Raw genomic sequence first — 24,041 nt, forward strand, 5'->3', positions numbered from 1 at the left:
TTATGATTAGTCATATCGAAATAGAAAAAAGAGGGAAGAACGTATGAGGCGTTTACAATCGTTAGAAGCCATTGAAAAAGTGAAAAGCGGGGATTATCATGTTTTGCGTGATGCCGAATGGCTCAAGTATCTTGTTTTAACTGAAGAACAAAATGTCAATCTGGAGCGGATATCTTCGCTGGAGAACATGCCTCAGAATCCCGTGTTTCTTTATGTGGAACAGACGCTCTCCATCTTGGAGAAAGCGAACATTCCTGAGCGGGAAAAAGAAATCATTGAAGAGGTTCTTATATGGAGTGAAACGGCTAAGTGCGGCCAGCCTCATAAAAGAAAGGAATGGCGTGAGAAAGGCTTTCAGCTTGCGATCCATAATATCGGGTCGGCGCAGATTTATGCTGATCGAAGACAGGCGTATATGCCGGAGCGGCAGGATATTGAGGAACTCATCTATATTTTGATTTTGACGCATGGACTCGTCGGGCAGTATATCCGCGGGGAATCAAGGTATCGCCAATTCACTCCTCTTATCGATTGGATTGAAGCATCGGAACTTCAGCACATCGACATCAGGCGGGTTCTGTACGTTCTGAACAAATGTATCATTGAAGGGGTTTCGCCGGCGCTTTGGGAATCGATTGAACAAGACGTGAACCGGATAATCGGCCAAATCTGCACAGGAGAAAGAAACAAAGATTGGCCGTTTGCGGAAAGGATCAGAAAACTGCGGGGACAGGCGCTCGATTCCGGCGAAGACAGCAGCCGGTACGAGCGGTTTTTGAGGGAACATGCGGCGGAAGATGCGCTGAGACGCTTCTTTCAGCGGATCGATTTATGGTATGTGGAATCCGCCTTGTCATCGTTCAGTTTTGAAGAGTTTGTCAAAATCTTTTTGCTAGTGCTTCGTTCTGTCAATCCTTTATCAGTCAAGCATATCAGCTTTGAGCCGCTGATGAAGGACATGTACCGTGATTACCAGGGTGTGCGTCATACGAATGTTTATAAAAAACGGATTATCGAAGCGTGCTTAAAAGAGATGTCGATCAGCGATTTGCTTTTCGGCGGGGTGCATGTAAATGAACACGTTTCGCTTGCTGTTCAGCCGTTTGATCAGGCTTCCGAGATTGTCGGCGTCACGTTTTCGTTTTCGCAGGCCGGACTGAAGCTGATTGAATTTTGCCAGGAAGCGGAGAAATCGCCTTTATATGAACGGGCGATCGTGCTGCTTTATGATTTTTTTGAGTTTCGCAAGGATTCGTTTGACCGGCTGCAAAATGAAGCGGCTTATCTGTCTGACATGAACGGTGCGGAAGATTATAAAAAGAAGATTGCCGATTATGCTGTTGGAGAAAGAATGCTCGACATCGGAGCCGGAGGCGGCGTGATGCTTGATTTGCTGACGGACCAGCATCCTGAAGCAGAGGTCATCGGCATCGACCTTTCCGTCAATGTCATTGAGGAGCTCCAAAAAAGAAAAGTGCGCGAACATAAGCCGTGGCATGTGAAACAGGCTGATGCGTTGGATCTTCCTGAGTACTTCGAACAGAAAAGCGTCGACACGATTGTATTTTCATCGATATTGCACGAATTGTTCTCATACATTCCGTATGAAGGAAAACGATTTAATCACCTCGTCATTGTCCAAGCGTTAAAAAGTTCCTTTGATATTCTGAAGCGGGGAGGCAGAATCATCATCAGGGACGGAATCATGACCGAAAACAAAGAGGAAACGCGGCGGATTCGCTTTAAAGACCCGGATGGAATGGATTTCTTGAAACGGTATATCCATGATTTTAAAGGGAGAAAGGTGCAAATTCTTGAGGCTGAAAAGGATGCGGCCGTACTGTTTGTGAATGACGCGATGGAATTCCTCTATACATATACTTGGGGAGAAGAAGCCTATTCGCATGAAGTGAAGGAGCAGTTCGGCTATTTTACGCCGTCTGAATTCCGGCGCTGTATTGAGAAAGAGTTGGGGGAACGCGCGAACATTCTTGTGTTCGAACACTATGTACAGGAAGGGTATGAAGAACACCTTAACCCTAAAATCGAGCTGACAGACCGGCTCGGCCGACGCGTGCCGCTGCCGGACAGCACTTGTTTTATTGTAATTGAAAAAAAGCACCACTAGGGTGCTTTTTTTAGTTGTTGCTTTTAAGGAAGCTTGAGAAGTATTGTTCGGTCTTGTAATTATCAGCATCCATTTTCCATTTGTCATTTTTTGATTTTTCAAGCTTAACTTCAACTGTTTTCTCACTTGAAGTCGCCTGTGCTTTTTTGATTTCTTCACTCATGATGTCAATCGCAGGATTGATCAATTCATCTCTGGACATGAAGTTTTTGCCGCTGTCTTTCACATAGTCTTCCAGTCTTTTCTTCACTTTCTTTTGGACATCCGTATTATCGATTGGTGTAACGGTTGCCTCAACAGTTGCTTCATCGCCTGAAATTGATTTTGTAACTGCTTTGACTTGAGATTTTTCTTGATAAGCGTTTTGGATGGCGCTGATCAGTTTATTCAATTTCTTTTTATCGACATCTTCTTCATCATAATATCCTAAAGAGCGAACGATTGATTTTTGAGCGCCTTCAAGGTAATCGGTAACGACTTCACGTTTATTTTCGTCGACCAGTTTATCAAAGTTATCATTATCTTTGCCGAAAATCGTTACATCTGTGTAAGCCAGCAAAGCTTTTGCCGGATCTTCAAGTTTTTTGGCTGTTTTCAGCAAATCGTCGCTGCCGCCGTCGATCTCGAATTTGACAGGATCGGCTTTGTTTTCACCGTACATGTCAGGTGTGTATTCAAGCTGAAACTTTTTGCCCTTTTCAACGATGTAATAGATATTTCCGTCGACTTCCTTGTCAGAATTCAGCGTGGAAGAACGAAGTCTCTTGTTTCTTTCATCATATACGCTGACGTCCGACATTTTTGAGTCGCCTTCGTAAAGGCTGAATTGGCTTTTATCAACCATCAATGGTTCTTTTCCTGTATTTTTAACGGAAACATTGATCTTTAGTATAAGTTCATTTTCGTGCAGGTTTGTTGATGAATCATCCGGAAGCGTATATTCGGAGCTTAGTATTTTAACTTCTGCATTATCTGCTTTTTTCGTATCTTCTTTCTCTCCGCTCGCACTTTTGCTGCCTCCGCAGGCTGTTGACACGACTGCTACAATCATCAAAAGCATCATTAGAAAAAACTTTTTACTTCGCATGGTCTGTCTCCTTTTTTATTATTATTTTTTCAATGTTATGTAAATGAAAAGAATGGGGTGGTTAGGGTAAAAAGGCCCTTCATCGGGACAAATCTTACTCAAGTCCCGGTCATTTCATTTATCTAACAGTGAAAATTTGATTATAATTCTTCCTTTTTCCTTAGTTTCTTTAAAAAAACAGAAACAACATCACTCATTTTAAGGTTTGAAGAATCAATAATAAATAGGTGTTAAATACTAATTTTGGTCAATGTTTTGCAAGATTAGGCATGTTTTCAAACTTTGGGTAGTATGAATAGACTAAAACTAATGACTTACAAAACGGTGCATTTAATTGAGATTGATCCATTTTCCACCTTAGCCATGACAAGGCAGAACAGGTGAAAAATATAAGTGTTTTGTTTAGAATCCGCCACTTTGTTGATGAATTTTGAAATTGGACTATGGTGGATAAAAAGTCCTGTTTTCGGGTTTTCTTAACCTGAGCTTAAAATTTAGTAGATCAATCGTCTCAGAAACGCCGGTTTTGATGGTTTAGGCTTCTCTATGGTCAGGGAGACGGAGACATGTATGAGGAATGCAGCCGGGGGCTCCGGCTGCATATTGTGGACCGGATGTTTACTTAATACCGATGATCATGGCGATAACAATTGCGGCGGCGCCGATGAAAATCCAGCCTGCGACCAGCTTCCAGACAAACTTGACCCAGCGTTCGTAAGTGACGCCTGCGATTGACAGCGAAGCCATCAGTACACCGGAGGTCGGGATGATGGAGTTGGTGATTCCGTCTCCGTATTGATACGCGAATACGGCAATCTGGCGTTCGAATCCCAATAAATCGGCCAGCGGCGCCATAAGCGGCATCGTTGTGGCTGCCTGTCCGCTTCCGGATGGAATAAATGTGTTGATCACGATTTGCACGGCGAACATGCCAATGGCGCTGATTTCGTTCGGAAGTGAGCTGATGGCTGAAGCAAGGCTGTTGATGATCGTATCGATAATCTGTCCGTTTTCCAATACGATGACAATGGCACGGGCGAAGCCGACAATCAGCGCTCCGTATACAACCTGTTTCATACCGTCAACAAATGAATGGAAGGTGTTGTTGATGCCGAGTCCTCCCGCAAGGCCGGCGGCAAAGCCGATGATGAGAAAGCCGGCCGACAACTCGCTTAAAAACCACCCCCATTGAAATACACCGAACATATTGATGCCGAAGCCCAATGCTGTAATCAGCAGGACGAGGCCGTGTCTTCCGGTGAAGGAAAGATCAGCGTGTCCTGCGGCTGTCTCTTCATTCATCTCTGTTTCGCTTCCATACATCAAACCGGTATTTGGGTGCGCTTTGACTTTTTCAGCGTACCGCATGACATAAAAAATGGAGAAACCGAGCATGGCGGCATAAACGGCCAATCTATAACCGAGGGCGCTAAACACTGGGACTTCCGCAATTGTCTGTGCGATTCCGACTGTGAACGGGTTCAACATGCCGCCGGTGAACCCTGCAGCCGCGCCAAGGGAAATCATCGCCAGCCCGGTCATTGAATCATAGCCAAGCGCTCTTGCAACAGCGATGCCGATCGGAATAAAAATAATCGTCTCTTCAGATAAACCGATCGTTGCGCCTCCGATGGAAAAGACGAACATGGTGACGGGAATCAGGAGGAAACCGCGTTTCTTCAAGCGCTGCACGAGCACATGAACACCTGCACGAATCATCCCGGTCTGATGGATGATGCCGAAAGCTCCGCCTATTAAAAAGATGTAAAAAATAATATCCGCCGATTGAATCATGCCTTCCGGTATGGCTTTAAACATCTCGAAAAAACCGACCGGACCGGCGTCAGTCTGTGTGTAGCTCCCTTGTACGATAACCGTTCGGCCGTCTTCTTCAACCCGTTCAAATTCTCCTGATGGAATGAAGTATGAAGCCAGTGCAGCTAAAATGATAATGAAAAAAATCAAAGCATAAGTATGAGGGAAGTGCAGTTTTATTTTCTGGGGGGTGCCATTGCTCATTCCGTTCGTCTCCTATATAATGTATTAATATTCATATAATTATATATTTAATCATTTTGAGGATATGAGCTTTACTTTGTCAACCCTGGAAAAGAACTTCCGGTAATGGAGAAGGGAGAACCGTTATGAAAAAACAAATTGAGAAAGAGATCGAACATATTCGTGAAGAGCTGCTGCATATCAGCCAGTATATAGGCAATCACCCTGAACTGGGACATGAAGAATTCAAAGCTTCAAAGATTCTGTCCGAGGAGCTGAAAAAACACGGTTTTCAGGTGGAGTTAGGAACATGCGGCCTTGCGACGGCGTTTACGGCCGAATTTGACAGCGGCCGTCCCGGCCCTGCCATCGGGTTTATGGCTGAATATGATGCATTACCTGACCTTGGCCATGCCTGCGGGCACAATTTGATCGGCACGATGGCGGTCGGCGCCGCGATCGGCGTCAGCAAAGTCATCGCATCATGCGGAGGGAAAGTGTATGTTTACGGAACGCCTGCGGAAGAAACGAAAGGCGGAAAAGTAACCATGGCCGAACAAGGGGTTTTTGATCACTTGGACGCCGCTATGATGGTTCATCCGTATTGCAGGCATGAAAAAAGCGGAACATCGCTGGCGATGGATGCGATTCAATTCGAATTCTTTGGAAAGGCCTCGCATGCGGCGGGAGCGCCTCACGAAGGAATCAATGCGCTCGATGCCGTCATTCAGACATTCAACGGCATTAATGCGCTCAGACAGCATATTCTCCCTGATGCCCGGATTCACGGGATTATTCCGGAGGGAGGGAAAGCGGCAAATGTTGTGCCGGATTATGCGGTTGCCCAGTTTTATGTCAGAGGAACAGAACGTGCTTATGTCAATGAACTGCTCGATAAAGTAAAAAATTGTGCAAAAGCAGCCGCACTTGCGACTGGAGCCCGACTTAAGAGCTCTTTTTATGAGCTGTCTTACGATGATTTGAAAACAAATGAAACGCTGTCAGACGCCTTTACACAAAACATGATCGAGTTGGGCGTCGATCCCGATTCGATTCATGAAAAAGCGGACGGAGGAGGTTCAGTTGATATGGGGAATGTCAGCCAGATCGCACCTTCCATTCATCCTTATGTACAAATTTGCGATGAACCGTACGCGTGCCACACACCCGAGTTTCGGGAGGCAGCCATGAGCAGCCAAGGGTTCGAAGGCTTAATGCTCGGCGCAAAATCTATGGCATTCACGGCCTATGATGTGCTCACCAATGAAGAGCTGTTGAGAAAAATAAAGGAAGAATTCAGCTTTTTAAAACAATAGAAGGTCTGAAGAGGGAAACGAGGTTTCCCTTTTTTTAATGCAAAAAAACGCAGAAGAAAATCTAACATATAAATAGACAGCGTATAAATGCATTTTAAACTGGTATGAAAGAGAGGAGGAAAGAGAAAATACATATATAATTAGCGGACTTCGCAGCAGGGAGAGATCAAAACATGACGAAAAAACGAATGTTATTTATTGTGTTAGGCTTATTGCTTTTGATCAATGCCGGGTGCTCCGGTTCAAACGAATCTCGAAATGAAACAAAGGCCCGGGCGAAGACGGAAACTGCGTCAGCTAAGACTGCTCAAGGAAATGAGGGCCTGCCCAACATAAGAATTTTAGCCACAGGGGGGACGATTGCCGGAGCGAATCAGTCCAAAACGTCGACGACCAATTATAAAGCGGGTGCAGTCGGGATTGATTCGCTCATCGAAGCCGTTCCGGAAATGAAGGATATCGCGAATATCAGCGGAGAACAAGTGGCAAACATCGGAAGTCAGAATATGACCAATAAAACGCTCCTGAAATTGAGCAAGCGCACTGCGAAGCTTTTAGCTTCAGATGATGTCGATGGAATTGTCGTCACTCACGGAACGGACACCTTGGAAGAAACGGCTTATTTTTTAAATCTCGTCCTCAAAAGCGATAAACCCGTCGTTGTGGTCGGATCTATGCGGCCTTCCACAGCGATTGGAGCCGACGGGCCTGCCAACTTGTACAATGCTGTAAAGGTCGCTGCGAGCAAGGAAGCTTACGGGAAAGGAACCATGGTGGTGCTGAATGACCGGATTGCTGCGGCAAGATATGTGACGAAAACCCATACGACAGCTCCTGACACTTTCAAGTCGGAAGAAATGGGTTACCTCGGCAATATTGCCGACGGCATCTATTTTCATAATGACATCACAAAAAAGCATACGAAAGATACCGATTTTAATATTTCCAAGATCAATCAGCTTCCTCAAGTCGACATCATATACGGGTATCAAAACGACGGGCGCTATCTGTTTGACGCTGCAATCAAGGCGGGAGCGAAAGGCATTATCTATGCGGGAAGCGGAAACGGTTCAGTCTCTGACGAGGCGAAAAAAGGGGCAGTCGCAGCGGTGAAAAAAGGGGCGGCAGTCGTGCGTTCTACACGCACCGGCAGCGGGGTTGTCACGCCCAATCCTGATCTTGAAAAGGAAAACATATTGGCTTCCAACTCTTTGAACCCGCAGAAAGCCCGGATTTTGCTGATGCTGGCGCTGACCAAAACAGATGATCCGAAAAAGATCCAGTCCTATTTTGATGAATATTGACGAGAATCCGCCGGGGAGCCCGGCGGATTTTTTAAAGATCGAGCGCTAAGCGAACCATATCGATGCAGCGCATGCCGTTTTCGTATATCGGTTTCTCATAATGCCTCAAGAAAAAGTCGCGGTCGATGCCGGTGATTCTAAATCCGCATTTTTGATAGAGCGCAAGCTGGCCGATGCTTGAATTCCCGGTTCCGATTTCAATTGTCTTAAATCCTTGTGATTTTGCCGTTTCAATCGCATGCATAACCAATTGTCTGCCGATTCCTTTTCCCTGCAGATCTTCTTTGACGGCGATATTGACGAGCTCTGCTGTTTCTGGTCTCGTCGGCAGCAGCACATAGACACCTACAATCCGGCGGTCGATTTCTGCTGTATAGCATTGTCCCCGTTTGAGATAATCGATAACCAGTTTTTCGGAAGGGTCTGCCGTCAACAGTAAATCAAGCGGCGGCTCATGTTCTGGGTGTAACCTTCGAATATTCATTTCACTCATCTCCTTTTTGATCTAAACTGAAAACATTGAAATCCTCAAAAGGCTCATGCACAATAGTAAACACAAGCGAACAGTAAAGTGAGGTACTGATATGAATATATCTGACTATATGAAGCATGACGCAGTTGCTTTATCTAAGCTTATCAAACATGGGGAAGTAACGGTGAACGAATTAATCGATGCTGCTTTTTCCCGCCTTGAAGAAGTCAATCCAGAACTGAATGCGGTCGTTCGGACGAGAAAAGAACAAGTCAAACATGAATGCAGACAGCTCGATATCAGACAGCAGCCGTTTGCCGGGGTGCCGATCCTTTTAAAGGACATTTCCCAAGCGTTGAAAGGGGAGCCTCTTACAGCCGGCGCCAAGCTGCTTTCATCTTATCAACCAAAGCGCGATTCGAATTTCGTTGCTAAATTGCGCGGCGCCGGCTTTTTATTTCTCGGCCAAACGAATACGCCCGAATACGGATTGAAAAATATTTCTGAGCCTGAATTATACGGGCCGTCGCGAAATCCCTGGAACACCGATTATTCACCCGGCGGTTCAAGCGGCGGTTCCGCTGCAGCGGTGGCGGCCGGAATCGTTCCCCTTGCAGGAGCTAGTGACGGGGGAGGCTCCATTAGGATCCCCGCTTCATTTACCGGGATATTCGGTTTGAAGCCGACCCGGGGCAGAACGCCTGTAGGACCGGGCGTCGGGCGGCAATGGCAGGGAGCATCGATCGATTTTGCGCTGTCCCGTACGGTCAGGGACAGCGCTGCGCTCCTTGATATCCTGCAAACCGTTCAGCCTGAAGCCGCTTTTCAAACGCCTTTATTTCCGGGCCATTATGAAGAGGATATGAAAAAAGGGCTGGAGCGCCCGTTGAATATCGCATTTTCTGTAGAATCACCCGTCGGAACGCCTGTCAGTGATGAAGCCAAACAAGCCGTCCACCGCACCGTTAAATGGCTGGAAGCGCAGGGACACCGCGTCGAAGAGCAGGCGAACGGCGTTGATGGACTCCGGTTAATGGAGAACTACTACTTAATGAACAGCGGTGAAATTTCCGCGATGATTCTAGGAATGGAAAAAACGCTTGGAAGAGCGATCACTGTTCAGGATGTTGAAATTGTCACATGGGTGCTTAATGAAGCAGGCAAAAAAGTGTCGGCAGCCGAATTTACGGCAAGCCTTGCTTCCTGGGATCAAGCAGCTGCACAAATGGCGGCGTTTCATGAGACCTATGATCTGTATGTGACCCCTGCAACGGCATACCCCGCTCCAAAGGTCGGCGAGCTTACTCATACCGAAAAAGAAGCCGAAGCGCTCCTGAAAGTGAGTGAGCTGGAAAAAAATGAGCAGCAGTCGTTGATTTATCAAATGTTTTTGAAAAGCTTGACATATACACCATTCACACAGCTTGCCAACTTAACCGGACAGCCTGCGATGAGCGTCCCGGTCCACCTCACAAATGAAGGTTTACCGCTCGGCGTTCAAGTGACGGCACCGAAAGGAAAGGAACATTGGCTGCTTCGCACCGCACATTTATTAGAGCAATCAGACTTATGGATCGGAATGAAAGGCAATCCGATGTTCGGCAGTCTGTAACAGAATAAAAGAAGACCGGCTGTTAATCAGGCCGGTCTTCTTTTGGATCATACAGTTTTTCGAGCTCGTCAACCAATGTTCCGACATACGCAACTGCCTGGCGTATCGGTTGATCCGTCGACATGTCAACACCCGCGTGTTTCAACAGGTCCAGCGGTTTCATTGTACCGCCTGTTTTTAAAACGTTCAGCCATCTCTCGACGGCAGGGCGGCCTTCTTCTTTAATTTGCTGCGAGACGATCGTCGATGCTGTCAGCCCGGCTGAATAGGTGTAAGGGTATAACCCCATGTAGTAGTGCGGCTGACGCATCCATGTTAAACCTGCCCCTTCATCAAGCTTCACTCCGCTGCCCCAGAATTCGGACAGCACGGCGGTGGTTTGTTCAGACAGTACGGAAGCGGTAAGTGCGCACCCTTGTTCGGCGAGTTCGTAGACTCTCCGCTGATATTCCCCTTCAAGCAGATGGGTGACGAAATTGTGGTAATACGTGCCCATCAATTGGTTGATGACCCAGCGCTTCATTTTCGGGTCATTTGTCTTGGAAAACAAATGCTGGGCGAGAAGCATTTCGTTCATTGTAGAAGGCGCTTCGATGAAATATAGAGACGGTCTGACATTCATGATGCGCTGCTTGCGGTTTGCCAAGTAGAAATGACCGGCATGACCGAGTTCATGGGCAAGGGTAAAGGCGTCCCGCATCGTATCCGTCCATGTCATCAAAATGAAGGGATGCACTCCGTACGGACTTGAACAAAACGCACCCGTGGATTTGCCGATGTTGTCAGCGAGATCAACCCACCGCTCAGTCAATGCGGTTTCCATGACTTCCGCGTACTCGGGTCCCATCACTTGTAAAGCGTCCAAGATCATCCGGCCGGCCTGTTCGTAAGTCGTCTTTGGACTGAAGTCGTGATCAAGCGGAGCCTGCAAATCGCAGAAGCGCATGTCGTCGAGGTCTAATACGCGTTTTTTCAAGGCGGCATACTTGCGCATATGAGGTGCAAGTTCGTTTTTAATCACATCAAGCTGGTTGTGGTACATTTCGAGCGTGACGCTTTGCGGCTGAAGAAGCATATCGGTGGCGGATTGATATCCGCGAAGCCTTGACATGCCGACCTGTTTTTTGACTTCTGTTTCATAGACGGCGGCGATGGTATTTTTGTATGTTTGCAGGGTATTTGTAAAGGAGGCAAAGGCGGTTCTGCGAATATGCGTATCAGGAGAGAACATGTATTTTCCTTCATATAACGCGAACGAATTGGCCAACTCATTGCCGTTCCGGTCCTGAATCGGTGAAAATTGCATATCTGCAAGCTTCGCCATCCCGAAAATTTTGTACGGTGCATCATGCACTTCGCCTAAAACGGCTAACGCTTCCTCTGTTTCGGGAGCAAGCTTATACGGCTTGCGCTCCATTATCTCGGACAGCATTTTGCTGAAAGGCTCCAGTCCTTTCTCATTTTTTATGTACGTCTCCACTTGATTTTCGGGGAATTCGAGAATTTCCGATTGGATAAATGAAAGCCCGGCGTTTAGTTTTGCTTGAAGTGCGGCCATCCTTGAAGCGTCGGCTTGGTTGACGGGGTTTGTCAAATCTTCGGACTTTCTGAGGTGAGTATAGGCGGCGGCCCGGACTAGGCGCTCTAGCAGTTTCTCCTGCAGCATTAAACAATCGAGCAACACGTCAGCTCCTTCGTGAAGCCTTCCTTTAAATGAGCCGATGGATACGAGATCTTCCTCAATTTTCACAAGTGCGTCTTCCCAAGCTTCATAAGAAGAAAATAAATCAGTAAGATTCCAAGTCAGTTCCTGCGGCACCTCAGAGCGCTTCGGTCTTTTTTCTGCCACTTTTTCCAATGTACAGCCTCCCCTTGAAAATATTTCGTGTTTCTAATTAATTATATAAAAGACGGCAGCAGAATGAAATAAAAAACGACGGTTTCTAATGAAACCGTCGTAAATCATCCATTATTGAGCATTGCGGTTTCGTCCGCCCATACTTCTCATGACAAGACTGACGATGAAAATCAAAATGATCGCACCGATCAGAGCCGGAATGATATTAAATCCGCCGATCATCGGACCCCAGCGTCCCAAAATCATGGAGCCGAGCCATGAACCGATAAATCCCGCGATAATATTTCCAATGATTCCTCCGGGTACATCACGTCTGATAATGAGGCCGGCCAGCCAGCCTAAAATTCCGCCGATGATCAATGACCAAATAAATCCAAACATTGAACAAAACCTCCTTGTTTTTTAGACATTTTCAGCCTTATACCTATCTTTTGGAATTCGTGAATAAATATACAAATTTTCTCTAAATGAAACCATTCGGGCGAACAAACGTATGGAATACGGACACCTGGAACAGGCATAAGACGCTTAGATCAAGAGAGGAGAGTAAAATGAGACAGCCTATAAAGGAATTAAAAGGCTTTCGGGCATTTGCCCTGGAAAAAATGAAGGAGTGGAACGTTCCCGGAGCCGCTGTTGCAGTCATTAAGGAAGACGAGATCATCATGGCGGAAGGGTTTGGATTCAGGGATAAAGAACGGAAATTAAAAGTGAACCCGGAAACGGTATTTGCGATCGGTTCCGCTTCCAAGGCATTTACAACGGCGGCGATGGCGGTTTTGGCTGATGAAGGGAAAATGGAATGGGACAAGCCGGTAAGGGAATACCTCCCGGAGTTTAAGATGTATGATCCGGTGGCAACCGAACGGATGACTCCCCGTGATCTGGCGTGCCATCGTTCGGGCCTCCCAAGACACGAAATGATGTGGTACAATTCCTCCTTTTCAAGGGAAGAGCTTTTCAGACGGCTCCGCTACCTTGAGCCGAATCTGGATTTTCGATCAAAATGGCAGTATCAGAACCTGATGTACATGACGGCCGGTTATCTTGCAGGAAGAATAGCGGGAACGACATGGGAGGAGTTTGTTCATGAGCGGATTTTCAAACCCTTGCATATGACATCCAGCAGCTTCTCGGTCGAAGTTATGCAAAAGCTTTCCGATTTTGCCTTTCCATATCAAGAGAAAAACGGAACAGTTGAAAAAATTCCTTTTCGCAATATCGATGTGATCGGGCCGGCTGGATCGATCAATTCCAATGCCTTGGATATGGCAAATTGGGTGCTGCTTCAGCTTGGCAGCGACAAATTCAGCGGTGTTCTATCAGAGGGAAGCCTTCATGAGCTGCATACGCCTTGCATTTCCTGCGACTCCATTCTTAAAGCGAAGGAACTCCCTGTCTGCAGCTATGGGCTCGGCTGGTTTGTTGAACCGTACCGTGGCCGTCATATGATTCATCATGGCGGAAATATTGACGGTTTTTCATCGCTTGTTGCTTTCATGCCTTATGAAAAAATCGGGATTGCCATTTTGACAAATATGAACGGCAGCTTTCTCCCAAATGTTCTGGCGTACAATATTTTTGACCGCTTGCTTGGATTGGAAGAGATTGATTGGAACGGCCGGCTGAAAGGCGAAGCGGAAAAAATAATGAAAGCGGCTTTAGGCGTGGATCGAACCGCGGATCTTACCAAAATTGAAGGAACGAAGCCTTCTCATGACCTGAAGGACTACACAGGTGTATACGAGCACCCCGGCTACGGTGAAATCAAAATAGAGTGTAAAGACGGTATGTTACAGGCGCTCTTCAATTCGTTTGTGATGCCTTTGAAGCATTATCATTACAATATATTCGAGATGAAAATGCCGCTCACGGAGATGGCGATGCTCTCATCTTTCAGCGCTGATATACACGGACATATCAGCCGCCTTTCCGTACCGTTTGAAATGGCGGAAGGCGCTGGAGAAATCGAATTTGTCAGGAAGCCGGATCAGCGGTTGTACGATCCTGAATTTCTTGCTTCTTTAACGGGCGAATATGCATTGGAAGACGGAACAGATGTCGTTGTGTCTTTCAGAAACAACCGGACGCTCTGGGTTTCATTGCCCGGTCAGCCTGATTACGAACTTGAGCCTTACCGTGAGTTGACATTTCAAATCAAAAACCTGCCGGGTTTCAGCGTCCGGTTCGAAGCCGGCGATTCCGGACAGGTAACAGGTTTGCGCTTCATCCAGCCGAATGGAGAATTTCCTGCTGTCCGGAAATAGCAGCAGAAGACATATTTCGATTTATTTCCCGAGAAATATACCAAATGTGAGCCGCCTAGTCACTCCTGGACGGCTTCCAGCAATAAATCCGCCAGATGAACAGCTCTCACTTGGTTTGTAAGCCCAGCTCGTTCAATGCCGAGCTTCATTTGCAGCAGACATCCGGGATTAGCTGTAACGATCGTAGCGGCCCGGGTCGCTGCTGCTGCTTCCATTTTTGTATCGAGAATTTTCATCGACATTTCGGATTCGACAATGTTATAAATACCGGCTGATCCACAGCAGCTTTCGGCATTTTTCATTTCCTTGAATTCAATGCCGTTGATGCTGCGAATAAGGTATCTCGGCTCAGCGGAGGTGTTCATGACATTTCGCAAATGGCACGAATCTTGGTAGGTGACGATTTGCTGCGGCAGTTCAAGGGATCGCTGATCAAAGTTCAGCTCCAACAGGACGGAAGAAAAGTCTTTCAGTTTCCCTGTAAAAACCGCTGCCCGTTTCCGCCATTCAGAGTCATCTTTCAGGAGATGATCATATTCCTTTAAAAATGCTCCGCATCCCCCTGCATTTGTCACGATAAAGTCCGCGTTTGAATCCTCGAATGCCTGAATATTTCGTTTTGCGAGCAGGATGGCCTCAGACTTTTCGCCGCTGTGTCCGTGGAGGGCGCCGCAGCAGGTCTGCTGTTCGGGAATGATGATCTCGCAGCCGGCCAGCCGCAGCAGCTCGATGGTTGCCATATTCGTATCTAAAAACAACGTATCCATGAGGCAGCCCGAGAAAAAGGCGGCCCGTTTTTTTCTCTCTCCGATCGCAGGGAGCAGGTGCGGCCGTTTTTTCAGCTGTTTCATATCGGGAACTTTCGGCAAAACAGCCTCCATTTTCGCGAGATGGTCCGGCAAAAGACGAAGTAAGCCCGATTTGCGAATCACATTTTGCATGCCGGAACGCTGATACACGCCGAGTATTCCAGTCAGCGCCCTGATTCTGTTTTGGTGGGGGAAAAGCCCTTTGAATACCGCGCGGCGAAGCACTTTAACCGGAAGGGTGTGTTTTTTGTTCTGCTGAATAATATCCCTCGCTTCTTCAAGCAAGCGCCCGTAGTTTACGCCTGAAGGACATACAGGTTCACACGCCCGGCAGCCGAGGCAAAGCTCCAGTGACCGTTCGACATCCTCATCAGGCTCAATCGCCCCATCGACGACCGCTTTCATGAGCGCGATGCGTCCGCGCGGTGAATGGCTTTCCTGAAAACCGGATTCGATATAGGTGGGGCATGACGGCAGACAAAAGCCGCAGCGCATGCAATTCAGCAGCTCTTCCTCGTCCATTCTTTGTTTAAACTGCTGTTCAATGACCTTTCTTTCGTTAGCTGTCGTCATTTTGTCACCACCACCCGCTTGCGGGAGTCTTTCGCAAATATCTTCCCGGGATTCATGATGCTGTTAGGATCCAGCGCCTGTTTTACCGCCTTCATGGCGGCGATTCCCGCTTTCCCCAGCTTCAGTTCCAGATAAGGAGCTTTCATTTCGCCGACCCCATGTTCTCCGGTGATTGTTCCTCCCAGCTCAACCGCTTTTTTAAAGATGTCTTCAAAAGCCTGTTCGACCCGTTTCATTTCTTCACTGTTTCTGACATCTGTCGTACAGGTCGGATGAAGGTTGCCGTCGCCTGCGTGCCCGAATGTACAAATCGATATTTTGTGCTTTTCGGCGATCGTATTAATTGCTTTTACCATTTCGGCAATTTCAGAGCGCGGTACCGTGGCATCCTCCAGAATGGTCGTCGGCTTTAAACGGGCTAAAGCGGAAAGTGCGGTGCGGCGGGCCTCCCGAAGATTTTCCGCTTCAGCTTCTGTTTGCGCGGTTTGAACGGACACAGCATTTCCTTTTGTGCAAATCTCTTCAATCAGGGCAATGTCACGGCGGACTGCTTCCTCGGTGCCGTCCTGTTCGATCAGGAGAACCGCTTTGGCATGGACGGGAAGGCCGATTTTCGCGAAGTCTTCGATCACCTGAATCGTGGGCTGATCGAGAAATTCGAGCGTCGTCGGAATGATTTTGTGTGCGATGATATTTGAAACCGTTTGGGCTGCAGAGTCGATATCTTGATAGAGGGCGAGGACGGTTTTTTTTGTTTCGGGTGCCGGGATGAGTTTCAATGTTGCTTCAGTAATGATGCCGAGCGTTCCTTCAGAACCGACGAAAAGACGCGTCAAATCATAGCCGGCAACGTCTTTGGCGAGTTTGCCGCCAGTGCGGATGATATCCCCGTTTGCGAGAACGACTTCAAGCGCCATGACATAATCGCGTGTCACTCCGTATTTCAGCCCGCGGAGGCCGCCCGAGTTTTCATTGATGTTGCCGCCGATTGTCGAGATCTTCATCGAGCTCGGATCGGGCGGATAAAATAATCCCTTTTCTTCAGCGGCGTGAATTAAATCAAGCGTGATCACGCCGGGCTGAACGGTTATCGTTAAGTTTTCTTCATCGATTTCTAAAATTCGATTCATATGCTTAAACAGGAGGACAATTCCTCCTTCAGTCGGGCATGTGCCGGCGCAAAGGTTTGTACCTGAACCTCTCGGCACAATCGGAATGCGGTGCGTGTTGCAGATTTTCACGATTTGCGATACTTCTTCTGTGCTGCGCGGGGCTATGACCGCGTCAGGCATCGATTGAAACTGGGGTGTCGCATCATAAGAATAGACGAGCCGTCCGGCGTTCGAATCGTCATAATTGACAGAGCCGACAATTTCAATCAACTGGGATTTCACTTGTGAGGAAATCATGTATGATCACATCCTTTACCAATTATTATACAAAAACAAACGCTTTCAAAAAATCATTCTTTTAAACTTCAAAAAAAAAGAACCCGTTTTCAAAGAAAACGCGGTTCTTTGCAGGAGGCATCAGGTTGCAAGGCTGATTGCCTGATTCAGCACTTTTGCTCCGTCCATCATTCCATAAGCCATTTGATCAATGACGGCCACGGGCGTATGATAAGGCTCGGTACGCTCTGTCATTTGCCCTTTTAAATACCGGACCTGCGGACCAATCAGTATCACATCAATTTCATCCAGATGACTTGGCAAATCTGCCTCCGCATATGCATTAATTTCGGCCTTCAATGAACGGTTTTTCGCTTCTTCCCTCATTTTTTTGACCAGTATACTCGTAGACATTCCGGCTGAACATACAAGTGCGATCTTCATTTTTCCCTTCCTTTCTGAAGCTCTTGATATAAATGAATCAATTCTTTCGCCAAATCTTTTACAGTCATGGCTGTCATTAAATGGTCCTGCGCATGGATTAATAATAGATTGGGTGAAAGGCCTTCGCCTTGTGCTTCTTTTTGCAGAAGGCGGGTTTGCGCCTGATGAGCTTGGCTCAGCTCCGATTCTGCTTCTTGTATTTTTTGATATCCGGTTTCCCATTCGTGTTGTTTCACAAGCTGCAATGCTTCCATTGCAGAAGAACGCGCATTTCCGGCGTGAAGAATGATTTCAAATGAGACCTGTTCCAATTGTAGTGTATCTGCCATAACATTCACTCCTTACTTATTCGTTTTCTGTCTGGTGCAAGGCGGAACGTTCTGCTGCTTTTATAAACGGGAGGTAGAGCAGGGTGGCCAGCACCAGGTTGAAGATTTGCAATAAGACTCCCCGGACTGATCCTCCGGTGACGAGATACCCGCTGACAATCGGCGGCGTTGTCCACGGAAGGATCGCGACAGTTTTCGGGACGAGACCGGAAGCCAAAGCGACATATGACGTAATCGTTAAAATTAATGGAATCAAGATAAACGGAATGAACATGATCGGGTTTAATACAATAGGAAGTCCGAACAGAACGGGCTCATTGATGTTAAAAAGGCCGGGTGCGAGAGACACCTTCCCGATCGTTTTGTAGTGCTTCGATTTCACGGCAATTAAAATGCCGGCAAGCAGAGCCAATGTCGTTCCCGATCCCCCCATAAATACGTAAGAATCGAAGAAAGGCTTTGTCACAATATAAGGCACTTCAAAAGCGCTCATTCCTTGCGAGAATAAGTGTTGATTTTCCTGAATGAGCGGGAGGTAGACGGATTCCATGATCGGCCCGAGGATATTTGTTCCATGCAATCCAAAGAACCAGAGCAAATGATTCAAGAAAGTGAAAATCAAGGCTGACCCAACCGTGTTGGAAAGACCTTGAAGCGGCTCTTGAATCGTGCTGAAAACAAGCTCATGGATGCTTTGTCCCGAATAATGAACAATCAGAGCATTACATAGCCCGGCAGTGGATAAGATGACGGCAGCCGGCAATAGAGCATTCAAGGATTTTGTGACGCCGTCAGGCACTCCTTCAGGCATTTTTATTTTCCATTTCTCATTTTGTGAAAACAGCCGGAAGACTTCCGTCGACAGCAAAGCCACGATTAAGCCGACGAACAGGCCTTGTGCTCCCAGCCAAGTCATTGAAAAGCCAAAGTCTTCAGTGGTCGGCGTAAGCACGGCGAATGCGCCAATCCCGATTAATGCGGCAGACAGGCCATCTGTGTGATAGGACTCGGCCAGCTTAAAGCTGACAGCCGCAACGGCTAAAAGGCTCAACAGAGCAAAAGAGCCATTCCATATCGCCCCGCCGACAGCAGTCCATCCCTCTCCGAACAGGCCGGTCATAAAGTTTTGAAACGCCGGTATTGGAAAATTATTAACCAGGATGGCGAGGGAACCGATGATAATAAGAGGCATAATGGCGATGAATCCGTCGCGTATTGCAATCAGGTGTCTTTGGGAACCGATCTTTCCGGCGATCGGCATGATGTTTGCTTCGATGAATGCCATCATTTTATTTTGTTTCATGTTCACAGACCTCCTCAAAAAATTGCGGGAGGTAACGTTTATGCGCCTCGAGCATTTCATCCAGTACCTTTTGAGCTTTGTGATCAGAGGAGACCAACGGATTGGTGATCATGGCTGAATATGCCGTATTGTAGTCGCCGGTGACCGCAGCTTCAATCACTAATTGTTCAAATTTTTTCATCAGGCAGATCGGCCCGCAAATGGCAGCAGGCAGTTTTCCGACGGTCAGAGGAATCGGTCCGCTTTTTGTAATGACACTGTTGACTTCGATCACCGCATCATCGGGAAGGTCTGGTATGCTTCCTTTATTCAGTGTGTTCACGGTCTGAATATCCATTGAATGATGATAAAGCGAGTTCATTAATGAGCAGGCTGATTCACTATAGTAAGCCCCGCCGCGGCCTTCCAGTTCTTTAGGCTTCTCATGGATCTCGGCGTCTTTGTATTTCTCAAACAGCTGCCGCTCCACTTCCATGACGGTTTCCGCTCGTGTTCCGTTGTTATTGTACGCTTCGATATCTTTTGCGAGCGCATCTTCATGTTGATAATAGTACTGATGGTACGGGCTCGGAAGCATACGTAAAGACCGCAGAAATTGGCGATTCCACGGCAACGCCGCAATATTGGAGGGCGAGTAGCCGAGGTGATCATTCAACAGATGCTCAATCGTCTCTTCCGTCCGGTCGATGCCGTCGATCCATACCCTTTTTCCGAAAACAAAATGGTTGAGGCCTGCGAATTCAATCATGACGCGGTTCACATCCACGCCGAATATTTCTGCAATGCTATTTTTCATGTTGTAAGGAATATTGCATACCCCGACGACCTTTTGATGAGGTCCGTGCTTCAGCAAAGCTTCCGTCACGATGCCGGCCGGATTGGTAAAGTTGATCAGCCATGCTTCGGGACAAATCTTTTGGATATCGCGAGCGATATCCAGCATGACAGGAATTGTGCGGAAAGCTTTAAACATACCGCCGGCTCCGTTTGTTTCCTGCCCGATTAGGCCGTGGCTGAGCGGAATTTTTTCGTCTAAAGCTCTCGCCTTCAGTCCGCCGACTCTGATTTGAACCGTGACGAAATCGGCACCTTGCAACGCTTCTGCCCGATCTATTGTATGGCTCAGTTCGATGGGAACCCCCGCATGCCTGATCATTCGCTTCGCGAGTTCTGAGACGATGCGAAGTTTTTCTTTGCCCTCCTCGATATCAACAAGTGCAATCTCATTCACCGGAAATTGATGTTGCCGTTTGATGATGCCTTCAATAATTTCCGGTGTGTAGCTGGACCCTCCGCCTATAACAACTACTTTCAGCGCCATAATCCCCCTCCTTCATTCTCTTTATATGAAAGCGCTTCACACAATTGAAACTTAACATGTCATAACAAATTTGTCCATACATATTTGTTATGACAAATTGTTTTTTTTAGGAACCTTTTGTGTTATTCTATAATTACGAACACACCCCAAAGGAGAACATGTATGGCGAAACAACCACAGCTCCACAGTCAAATTAAACAAGATATTGTAGATAAGATTGAAAGCGGTTATTATCCGCCTGGCAGCCTGCTGCCGACGGAGTCCGAGTTTTGCAAACTGTATGATGTCAGCCGGACGACGCTGCGGACCGCGCTGAATCATTTGCTTATGGAAGGGGCCATTTACCGAAAGCAGGGAAAAGGGACATTTGTCGCCAAAGGAAAAGTAAAGCAGATCTTGAGCTCCAGCAGCCTCCGTTATGCAGAGCAATTGAAGGCTCAAGGCTTTAAACCGAAAATCAAAGTTGTTGATTTGCAAAAAATAAAGCCGTCTGAAAAAATCCAAACCCTCCTCGGAATCGACGCTGAACAAATGGTCTATCAAATCAAAAGAATCCGCTATGCGGACGATGAAGAAATCCAGTTTGAAACAGCCTATATCAGAACGGATCTCGTCCCCGAAGTAACGGAAGAAATGGCGAATATTTCACTTTACCAGTGCATCAGCAGGCAAGGAAACAACATAAAAAGAACAGAGGAACAAATCAAAATTGTGATTTCTGATGAGGAGATTGCACAACATTTAAATATTACACAAGGCACACCTTGCTTCCAGATATCGACGCAAACATTTTTGGCGTCGGAAGAAGTCGTCGAGTATTCTATGGCCTATTTTCGCGGTGACCGTGTTGAGTTCTTCATTGAACGTGATTATGAACAAAGGGGGAATGAAAGGTGAAATCTCTAATCATAAATGCGGATGATTTTGGATTTTCAAGGGGAGTCAACCTTGGAATCATTGAAGCTTTCCAGCACGGGGTGCTCACATCGACTACGCTCATGGTCAATATGCAAGAAGCGGAGCATGCCGTCGAACTCGCACGGCAAAATCGTGAACTCGGAGTCGGCGTCCACTTGACATTGACGGCCGGGCGCCCGATTCTCGGCGGACTGCATACGATAACGGATGAAGAAGGGAATTTTCGCAAGCTTTTGTACTACCAGGGTTTCTTCGACATTGACCTTGATGAAGTATACCGAGAGTGGAAAGCGCAAATAGAGAAAGCTTTGTCTTTCGGTTTAAATCCGACACATATCGACAGCCATCATCATATTCATACATACGGAAATCTCCCTGAGGTGTTTGTAAAGCTTGCGAAAGAGTATGACCTGCCATGCAGAAAGGTCAATCATGATCATCCTTCACTGTGGAAGGGTGTAAGGTCGAACGATGCTTTTGAGCTGAAAGTCGATCGATTGAAGGATCTTTCGAGCATCCTTCGTGATTATCAAGACGCAGCAGTGATTGAAGTGATGTGCCATCCGGCTTACGTCGATAAATGTCTGCTTGAAAAATCGTCTTTCCATTATCCTCGGGTATATGAACTTTCACTGCTGACGGAACCTTCTCTTAAATCGGCTTTGCAACAATGTCCGGATATTCGTCTTACGTCTTACGCTAGTCTATGAAGAGGCTAGAGGCGCCGCTTCTATTCCTTAAATGGAGTAGAAAGCGGCGGTTGTGTAGTCAATGTCTTCAAGTTGACAGTTCAGAAAATTCTGATCAATATAGATTTGTCATAACAAATTCAGCAACCCTTCGCCATTAAAAAGTCTTCTTTTATACGCAAATGTATAGACATCTATACGTGTTTCACCCTCAGCACAACCAGCTTTACCAAACGAACACACCCGAAATTTTAATGAAATCATGATGTCAATCTCATTTATGTAAGCGTTTTCCCTTGTTGGCTTCTGTGCAGCTGCAGCTATTAGATGACAAGGAAAATATAAAACAAACAAAAAAGGCGGTGAGGAATAGGAGATTTCTAGTTTCATGGTTTGTCAAAAAAATTGGATGAAAAGGAGATGAACATCGTGTTGGTCAACAAAAGCAAAAAGTTTTTCGTTTTTTCTTTCATTTTTGTCATGTTGCTGAGCTTGTCATTTGTAAATGGGGAAGTTGCAAAGGCCGATTCCGGAAAAAACTATAAAATCATCGGCTACTATCCATCATGGGGTGCTTACGGAAGGAATTTTCAAGTTTGGGATATGGACGTTTCAAAAGTCAGCCACATTAATTATGCTTTTGCTGATATTTGCTGGGAAGGAAGGCACGGGAACCCCGATCCGACAGGCCCCAATCCCCAAACATGGTCATGTCAGGATGAAAAAGGAGTGATCGACGCGCCAAATGGAACAATCGTAATGGGCGATCCCTGGATTGACGCACAAAAGTCAAATCCCGGGGATGTCTGGGATGAACCGATCCGCGGCAACTTTAAACAATTGCTGAAGCTGAAAAAGAGCCACCCTCATTTGAAAACGTTCATATCGATCGGCGGATGGACTTGGTCTAACCGCTTTTCAGATGTCGCGGCAGATCCTGGGGCAAGGGGGAATTTCGCCGCTTCGGCCGTTGAATTTTTAAGGAAATACGGGTTTGACGGGGTCGATCTTGACTGGGAATACCCGGTCAGCGGAGGATTGCCGGGGAATAGCACACGGCCGGAAGATAAAAGAAATTACACGCTGCTCCTGCAAGAGGTGCGTAAAAAACTTGATGCTGCAGAAGCAAAGGACGGCAAGGAATACTTGCTGACGATCGCATCCGGCGCGAGTCCGGAGTATGTGAGCAACACTGAGCTTGATAAAATTGCTCAAACCGTGGATTGGATTAACATCATGACCTATGACTTTAATGGCGGATGGCAAAGCATAAGCGCCCATAATGCGCCGCTGTTCTATGATCCAAAAGCAAAAGAAGCAGGCGTTCCAAATGCTGAGACCTACAACATTGAAAACACTGTGAAACGCTATAAGGAAGCCGGTGTCAAAGGGGACAAATTAGTGCTTGGAACACCGTTCTACGGAAGGGGCTGGAGCGGTTGTGAATCCGGCGGCCACGGAGAATATCAGAAGTGCGGACCGGCGAAAGAAGGGACGTGGGAAAATGGAGTATTCGACTTTTCAGATCTTGAAAAGAACTATGTAAATCAAAACGGCTATAAAAGGTATTGGAACGATCAAGCGAAAGTGCCGTTTTTGTATAACGCGGAAAATGGCAATTTCATCACTTATGATGATGAACAATCATTCGGCCACAAAACGGATTTTATTAAAGCAAACGGATTAAGCGGAGCGATGTTCTGGGATTTCAGCGGCGATTCCAATCGGACGCTTCTCAATAAATTGGCAGCCGATTTAGATTTTGCACCGGACGGAGGCAATCCGGAGCCGCCTTCATCGGCACCTGTGAATGTGCGTGTAACCGGAAAAACTGCTACAAGTGTCAGCCTGGCGTGGGATGCGCCGAGCAGCGGAACAAACATTACGGAATATGTCGTGTCATTTGAAAGCCGGTCGATATCTGTAAAAGAAACATCAGCGGAAATCGGCAACTTGAAGCCGGGTACGGCCTACTCATTTACAGTTTCAGCAAAGGATGCCGATGGAGAGCTCCATACCGGACCAACAGTAAAGGTCACGACGAATTCTGACCAGGCATGTTCATATGACGAATGGAAAGAGACGAACGCATACACGGGCGGAGAGCGGGTTGCATTTAACGGAAAAGTGTATGAAGCGAAATGGTGGACGAAAGGCGACCGGCCGGATCAATCCGGTGAATGGGGCGTATGGCGGCTGGTCGGAGGCTGCGAATAACAGAAAGT

The 24,041-nt window shown here is 46.9% G+C and carries 19 protein-coding genes; 8 read left to right on the forward strand and 11 right to left on the reverse strand.

The window, feature by feature from the left end; genetic code table 11:
* Positions 1 to 43 precede the first annotated feature (43 nt).
* Positions 44 to 2,128 carry a class I SAM-dependent methyltransferase gene (locus tag M1D59_RS01650; protein ID WP_458117735.1) on the forward strand — a complete coding sequence of 695 codons (2,085 nt, stop codon included), beginning with the start codon at positions 44 to 46 and terminating at the stop codon, positions 2,126 to 2,128.
* Between the two features lie 10 nt (positions 2,129 to 2,138).
* On the opposite strand, the gene M1D59_RS01655 is transcribed toward M1D59_RS01650, so the two are convergent.
* Together M1D59_RS01655 and M1D59_RS01660 are read right to left on the reverse strand one after the other, a co-directional pair.
* Positions 2,139 to 3,215 carry a DUF4352 domain-containing protein gene (locus M1D59_RS01655; RefSeq protein WP_020450033.1) on the reverse strand — a complete coding sequence of 359 codons (1,077 nt, stop codon included), beginning with the start codon at positions 3,213 to 3,215 and terminating at the stop codon, positions 2,139 to 2,141.
* A gap of 618 nt (positions 3,216 to 3,833) precedes the next feature.
* Entirely contained in the window at positions 3,834 to 5,234 is a 1,401-nt protein-coding gene (locus M1D59_RS01660; protein WP_035337325.1) for a YfcC family protein, read from the reverse strand.
* 125 nt (positions 5,235 to 5,359) lie between these two features.
* Here M1D59_RS01660 and M1D59_RS01665 point away from each other — a divergent pair, with 125 nt between their 5' ends.
* The gene (locus tag M1D59_RS01665; RefSeq protein ID WP_039073158.1) at positions 5,360 to 6,529 is read left to right on the forward strand and encodes a M20 family metallopeptidase; all 1,170 of its coding nucleotides are present in this window, start codon (positions 5,360 to 5,362) and stop codon (positions 6,527 to 6,529) included.
* A 173-nt stretch (positions 6,530 to 6,702) separates the two neighbouring features.
* Positions 6,703 to 7,833: a type II asparaginase gene (locus M1D59_RS01670; RefSeq protein WP_458117736.1), complete on the forward strand. Its 1,131-nt coding sequence runs from the start codon at positions 6,703 to 6,705 to the stop codon at positions 7,831 to 7,833.
* A gap of 31 nt (positions 7,834 to 7,864) precedes the next feature.
* On the opposite strand, the gene M1D59_RS01675 is transcribed toward M1D59_RS01670, so the two are convergent.
* Complete coding sequence (locus M1D59_RS01675; protein WP_020450037.1) at positions 7,865 to 8,317, reverse strand: GNAT family N-acetyltransferase; 453 nt, start codon at positions 8,315 to 8,317, stop codon at positions 7,865 to 7,867.
* Between the two features lie 100 nt (positions 8,318 to 8,417).
* Between M1D59_RS01675 and M1D59_RS01680 the strand changes: the two genes are divergently transcribed.
* Positions 8,418 to 9,917, forward strand: coding sequence for an amidase (locus M1D59_RS01680; RefSeq protein WP_458117737.1), 1,500 nt, complete (start codon positions 8,418 to 8,420; stop codon positions 9,915 to 9,917).
* Between the two features lie 22 nt (positions 9,918 to 9,939).
* On the opposite strand, the gene pepF is transcribed toward M1D59_RS01680, so the two are convergent.
* Positions 9,940 to 11,775 carry an oligoendopeptidase F gene (gene pepF / locus M1D59_RS01685; RefSeq protein ID WP_145654080.1) on the reverse strand — a complete coding sequence of 612 codons (1,836 nt, stop codon included), beginning with the start codon at positions 11,773 to 11,775 and terminating at the stop codon, positions 9,940 to 9,942.
* Positions 11,776 to 11,886: 111 nt separating this feature from the next.
* A complete protein-coding gene (locus M1D59_RS01690; RefSeq protein WP_017474015.1) occupies positions 11,887 to 12,156 on the reverse strand; it encodes a GlsB/YeaQ/YmgE family stress response membrane protein in 270 nt (89 codons plus the stop codon).
* A gap of 170 nt (positions 12,157 to 12,326) precedes the next feature.
* On the opposite strand from M1D59_RS01690, the gene M1D59_RS01695 reads away from it, so the two are divergent.
* Positions 12,327 to 14,042 (forward strand): serine hydrolase, encoded by a 1,716-nt coding sequence (locus tag M1D59_RS01695; RefSeq protein ID WP_216921568.1) that lies wholly within the window; start codon positions 12,327 to 12,329, stop codon positions 14,040 to 14,042.
* A 59-nt stretch (positions 14,043 to 14,101) separates the two neighbouring features.
* Here M1D59_RS01695 and M1D59_RS01700 read toward each other — a convergent pair whose 3' ends face one another.
* From M1D59_RS01700 to M1D59_RS01725, 6 genes are all read right to left on the reverse strand, one after another.
* Positions 14,102 to 15,424: a (Fe-S)-binding protein gene (locus M1D59_RS01700; RefSeq protein WP_023857784.1), complete on the reverse strand. Its 1,323-nt coding sequence runs from the start codon at positions 15,422 to 15,424 to the stop codon at positions 14,102 to 14,104.
* On the reverse strand, positions 15,421 to 16,833 hold the full coding sequence (gene glcD, locus M1D59_RS01705) for a glycolate oxidase subunit GlcD (RefSeq protein ID WP_023857785.1): 1,413 nt from the start codon (positions 16,831 to 16,833) through the stop codon (positions 15,421 to 15,423). The genes M1D59_RS01700 and glcD overlap by 4 nt, the downstream gene beginning before the upstream one ends.
* Before the next feature lie 120 nt (positions 16,834 to 16,953).
* Complete coding sequence (locus tag M1D59_RS01710; RefSeq protein WP_309539690.1) at positions 16,954 to 17,256, reverse strand: PTS sugar transporter subunit IIB; 303 nt, start codon at positions 17,254 to 17,256, stop codon at positions 16,954 to 16,956.
* The gene (locus M1D59_RS01715; protein ID WP_020450044.1) at positions 17,253 to 17,585 is read right to left on the reverse strand and encodes a PTS lactose/cellobiose transporter subunit IIA; all 333 of its coding nucleotides are present in this window, start codon (positions 17,583 to 17,585) and stop codon (positions 17,253 to 17,255) included. The genes M1D59_RS01710 and M1D59_RS01715 overlap by 4 nt, the downstream gene beginning before the upstream one ends.
* Positions 17,586 to 17,601: 16 nt before the next feature.
* Positions 17,602 to 18,888 carry a PTS cellobiose transporter subunit IIC gene (celB, locus tag M1D59_RS01720; protein ID WP_020450045.1) on the reverse strand — a complete coding sequence of 429 codons (1,287 nt, stop codon included), beginning with the start codon at positions 18,886 to 18,888 and terminating at the stop codon, positions 17,602 to 17,604.
* Entirely contained in the window at positions 18,875 to 20,209 is a 1,335-nt protein-coding gene (locus M1D59_RS01725; RefSeq protein WP_026580483.1) for a 6-phospho-beta-glucosidase, read from the reverse strand. The genes celB and M1D59_RS01725 overlap by 14 nt, the downstream gene beginning before the upstream one ends.
* Positions 20,210 to 20,371: 162 nt before the next feature.
* Between M1D59_RS01725 and M1D59_RS01730 the strand changes: the two genes are divergently transcribed.
* From M1D59_RS01730 to M1D59_RS01740, 3 genes are all read left to right on the forward strand, one after another.
* Positions 20,372 to 21,106, forward strand: coding sequence for a GntR family transcriptional regulator (locus M1D59_RS01730; RefSeq protein WP_020450047.1), 735 nt, complete (start codon positions 20,372 to 20,374; stop codon positions 21,104 to 21,106).
* Positions 21,103 to 21,837, forward strand: a complete 735-nt coding sequence (gene chbG, locus M1D59_RS01735) for a chitin disaccharide deacetylase (RefSeq protein ID WP_026580485.1) — start codon at positions 21,103 to 21,105, stop codon at positions 21,835 to 21,837. Before M1D59_RS01730 ends, chbG begins: the two co-directional genes overlap by 4 nt.
* 399 nt (positions 21,838 to 22,236) lie before the next feature.
* Positions 22,237 to 24,033 carry a glycosyl hydrolase family 18 protein gene (locus tag M1D59_RS01740; RefSeq protein WP_458117738.1) on the forward strand — a complete coding sequence of 599 codons (1,797 nt, stop codon included), beginning with the start codon at positions 22,237 to 22,239 and terminating at the stop codon, positions 24,031 to 24,033.
* Positions 24,034 to 24,041 lie beyond the last annotated feature (8 nt).

Source organism: Bacillus sp. PK6-026 (genome assembly GCF_054161455.1).

Bases quoted from the DNA above. Each gene is read 5' to 3' on its own strand.
- M1D59_RS01660 (WP_035337325.1), bottom strand. From the start codon at position 5,234: ATGAGCAATGGCACCCCCCAGAAAATAAAACTGCACTTCCCTCATACT.
- M1D59_RS01675 (WP_020450037.1), bottom strand. From the start codon at position 8,317: ATGAATATTCGAAGGTTACACCCAGAACATGAGCCGCCGCTTGATTTA.
- celB (WP_020450045.1), bottom strand. From the start codon at position 18,888: ATGAAACAAAATAAAATGATGGCATTCATCGAAGCAAACATCATGCCG.
- M1D59_RS01695 (WP_216921568.1), top strand. From the start codon at position 12,327: ATGAGACAGCCTATAAAGGAATTAAAAGGCTTTCGGGCATTTGCCCTG.
- M1D59_RS01710 (WP_309539690.1), bottom strand. From the start codon at position 17,256: ATGAAGATCGCACTTGTATGTTCAGCCGGAATGTCTACGAGTATACTG.
- M1D59_RS01700 (WP_023857784.1), bottom strand. From the start codon at position 15,424: ATGACGACAGCTAACGAAAGAAAGGTCATTGAACAGCAGTTTAAACAA.
- M1D59_RS01740 (WP_458117738.1), top strand. From the start codon at position 22,237: ATGAACATCGTGTTGGTCAACAAAAGCAAAAAGTTTTTCGTTTTTTCT.
- M1D59_RS01690 (WP_017474015.1), bottom strand. From the start codon at position 12,156: ATGTTTGGATTTATTTGGTCATTGATCATCGGCGGAATTTTAGGCTGG.
- M1D59_RS01680 (WP_458117737.1), top strand. From the start codon at position 8,418: ATGAATATATCTGACTATATGAAGCATGACGCAGTTGCTTTATCTAAG.
- M1D59_RS01725 (WP_026580483.1), bottom strand. From the start codon at position 20,209: ATGGCGCTGAAAGTAGTTGTTATAGGCGGAGGGTCCAGCTACACACCG.
- M1D59_RS01650 (WP_458117735.1), top strand. From the start codon at position 44: ATGAGGCGTTTACAATCGTTAGAAGCCATTGAAAAAGTGAAAAGCGGG.
- M1D59_RS01715 (WP_020450044.1), bottom strand. From the start codon at position 17,585: ATGGCAGATACACTACAATTGGAACAGGTCTCATTTGAAATCATTCTT.
- M1D59_RS01730 (WP_020450047.1), top strand. From the start codon at position 20,372: ATGGCGAAACAACCACAGCTCCACAGTCAAATTAAACAAGATATTGTA.
- M1D59_RS01665 (WP_039073158.1), top strand. From the start codon at position 5,360: ATGAAAAAACAAATTGAGAAAGAGATCGAACATATTCGTGAAGAGCTG.
- M1D59_RS01655 (WP_020450033.1), bottom strand. From the start codon at position 3,215: ATGCGAAGTAAAAAGTTTTTTCTAATGATGCTTTTGATGATTGTAGCA.
- M1D59_RS01670 (WP_458117736.1), top strand. From the start codon at position 6,703: ATGACGAAAAAACGAATGTTATTTATTGTGTTAGGCTTATTGCTTTTG.
- glcD (WP_023857785.1), bottom strand. From the start codon at position 16,833: ATGATTTCCTCACAAGTGAAATCCCAGTTGATTGAAATTGTCGGCTCT.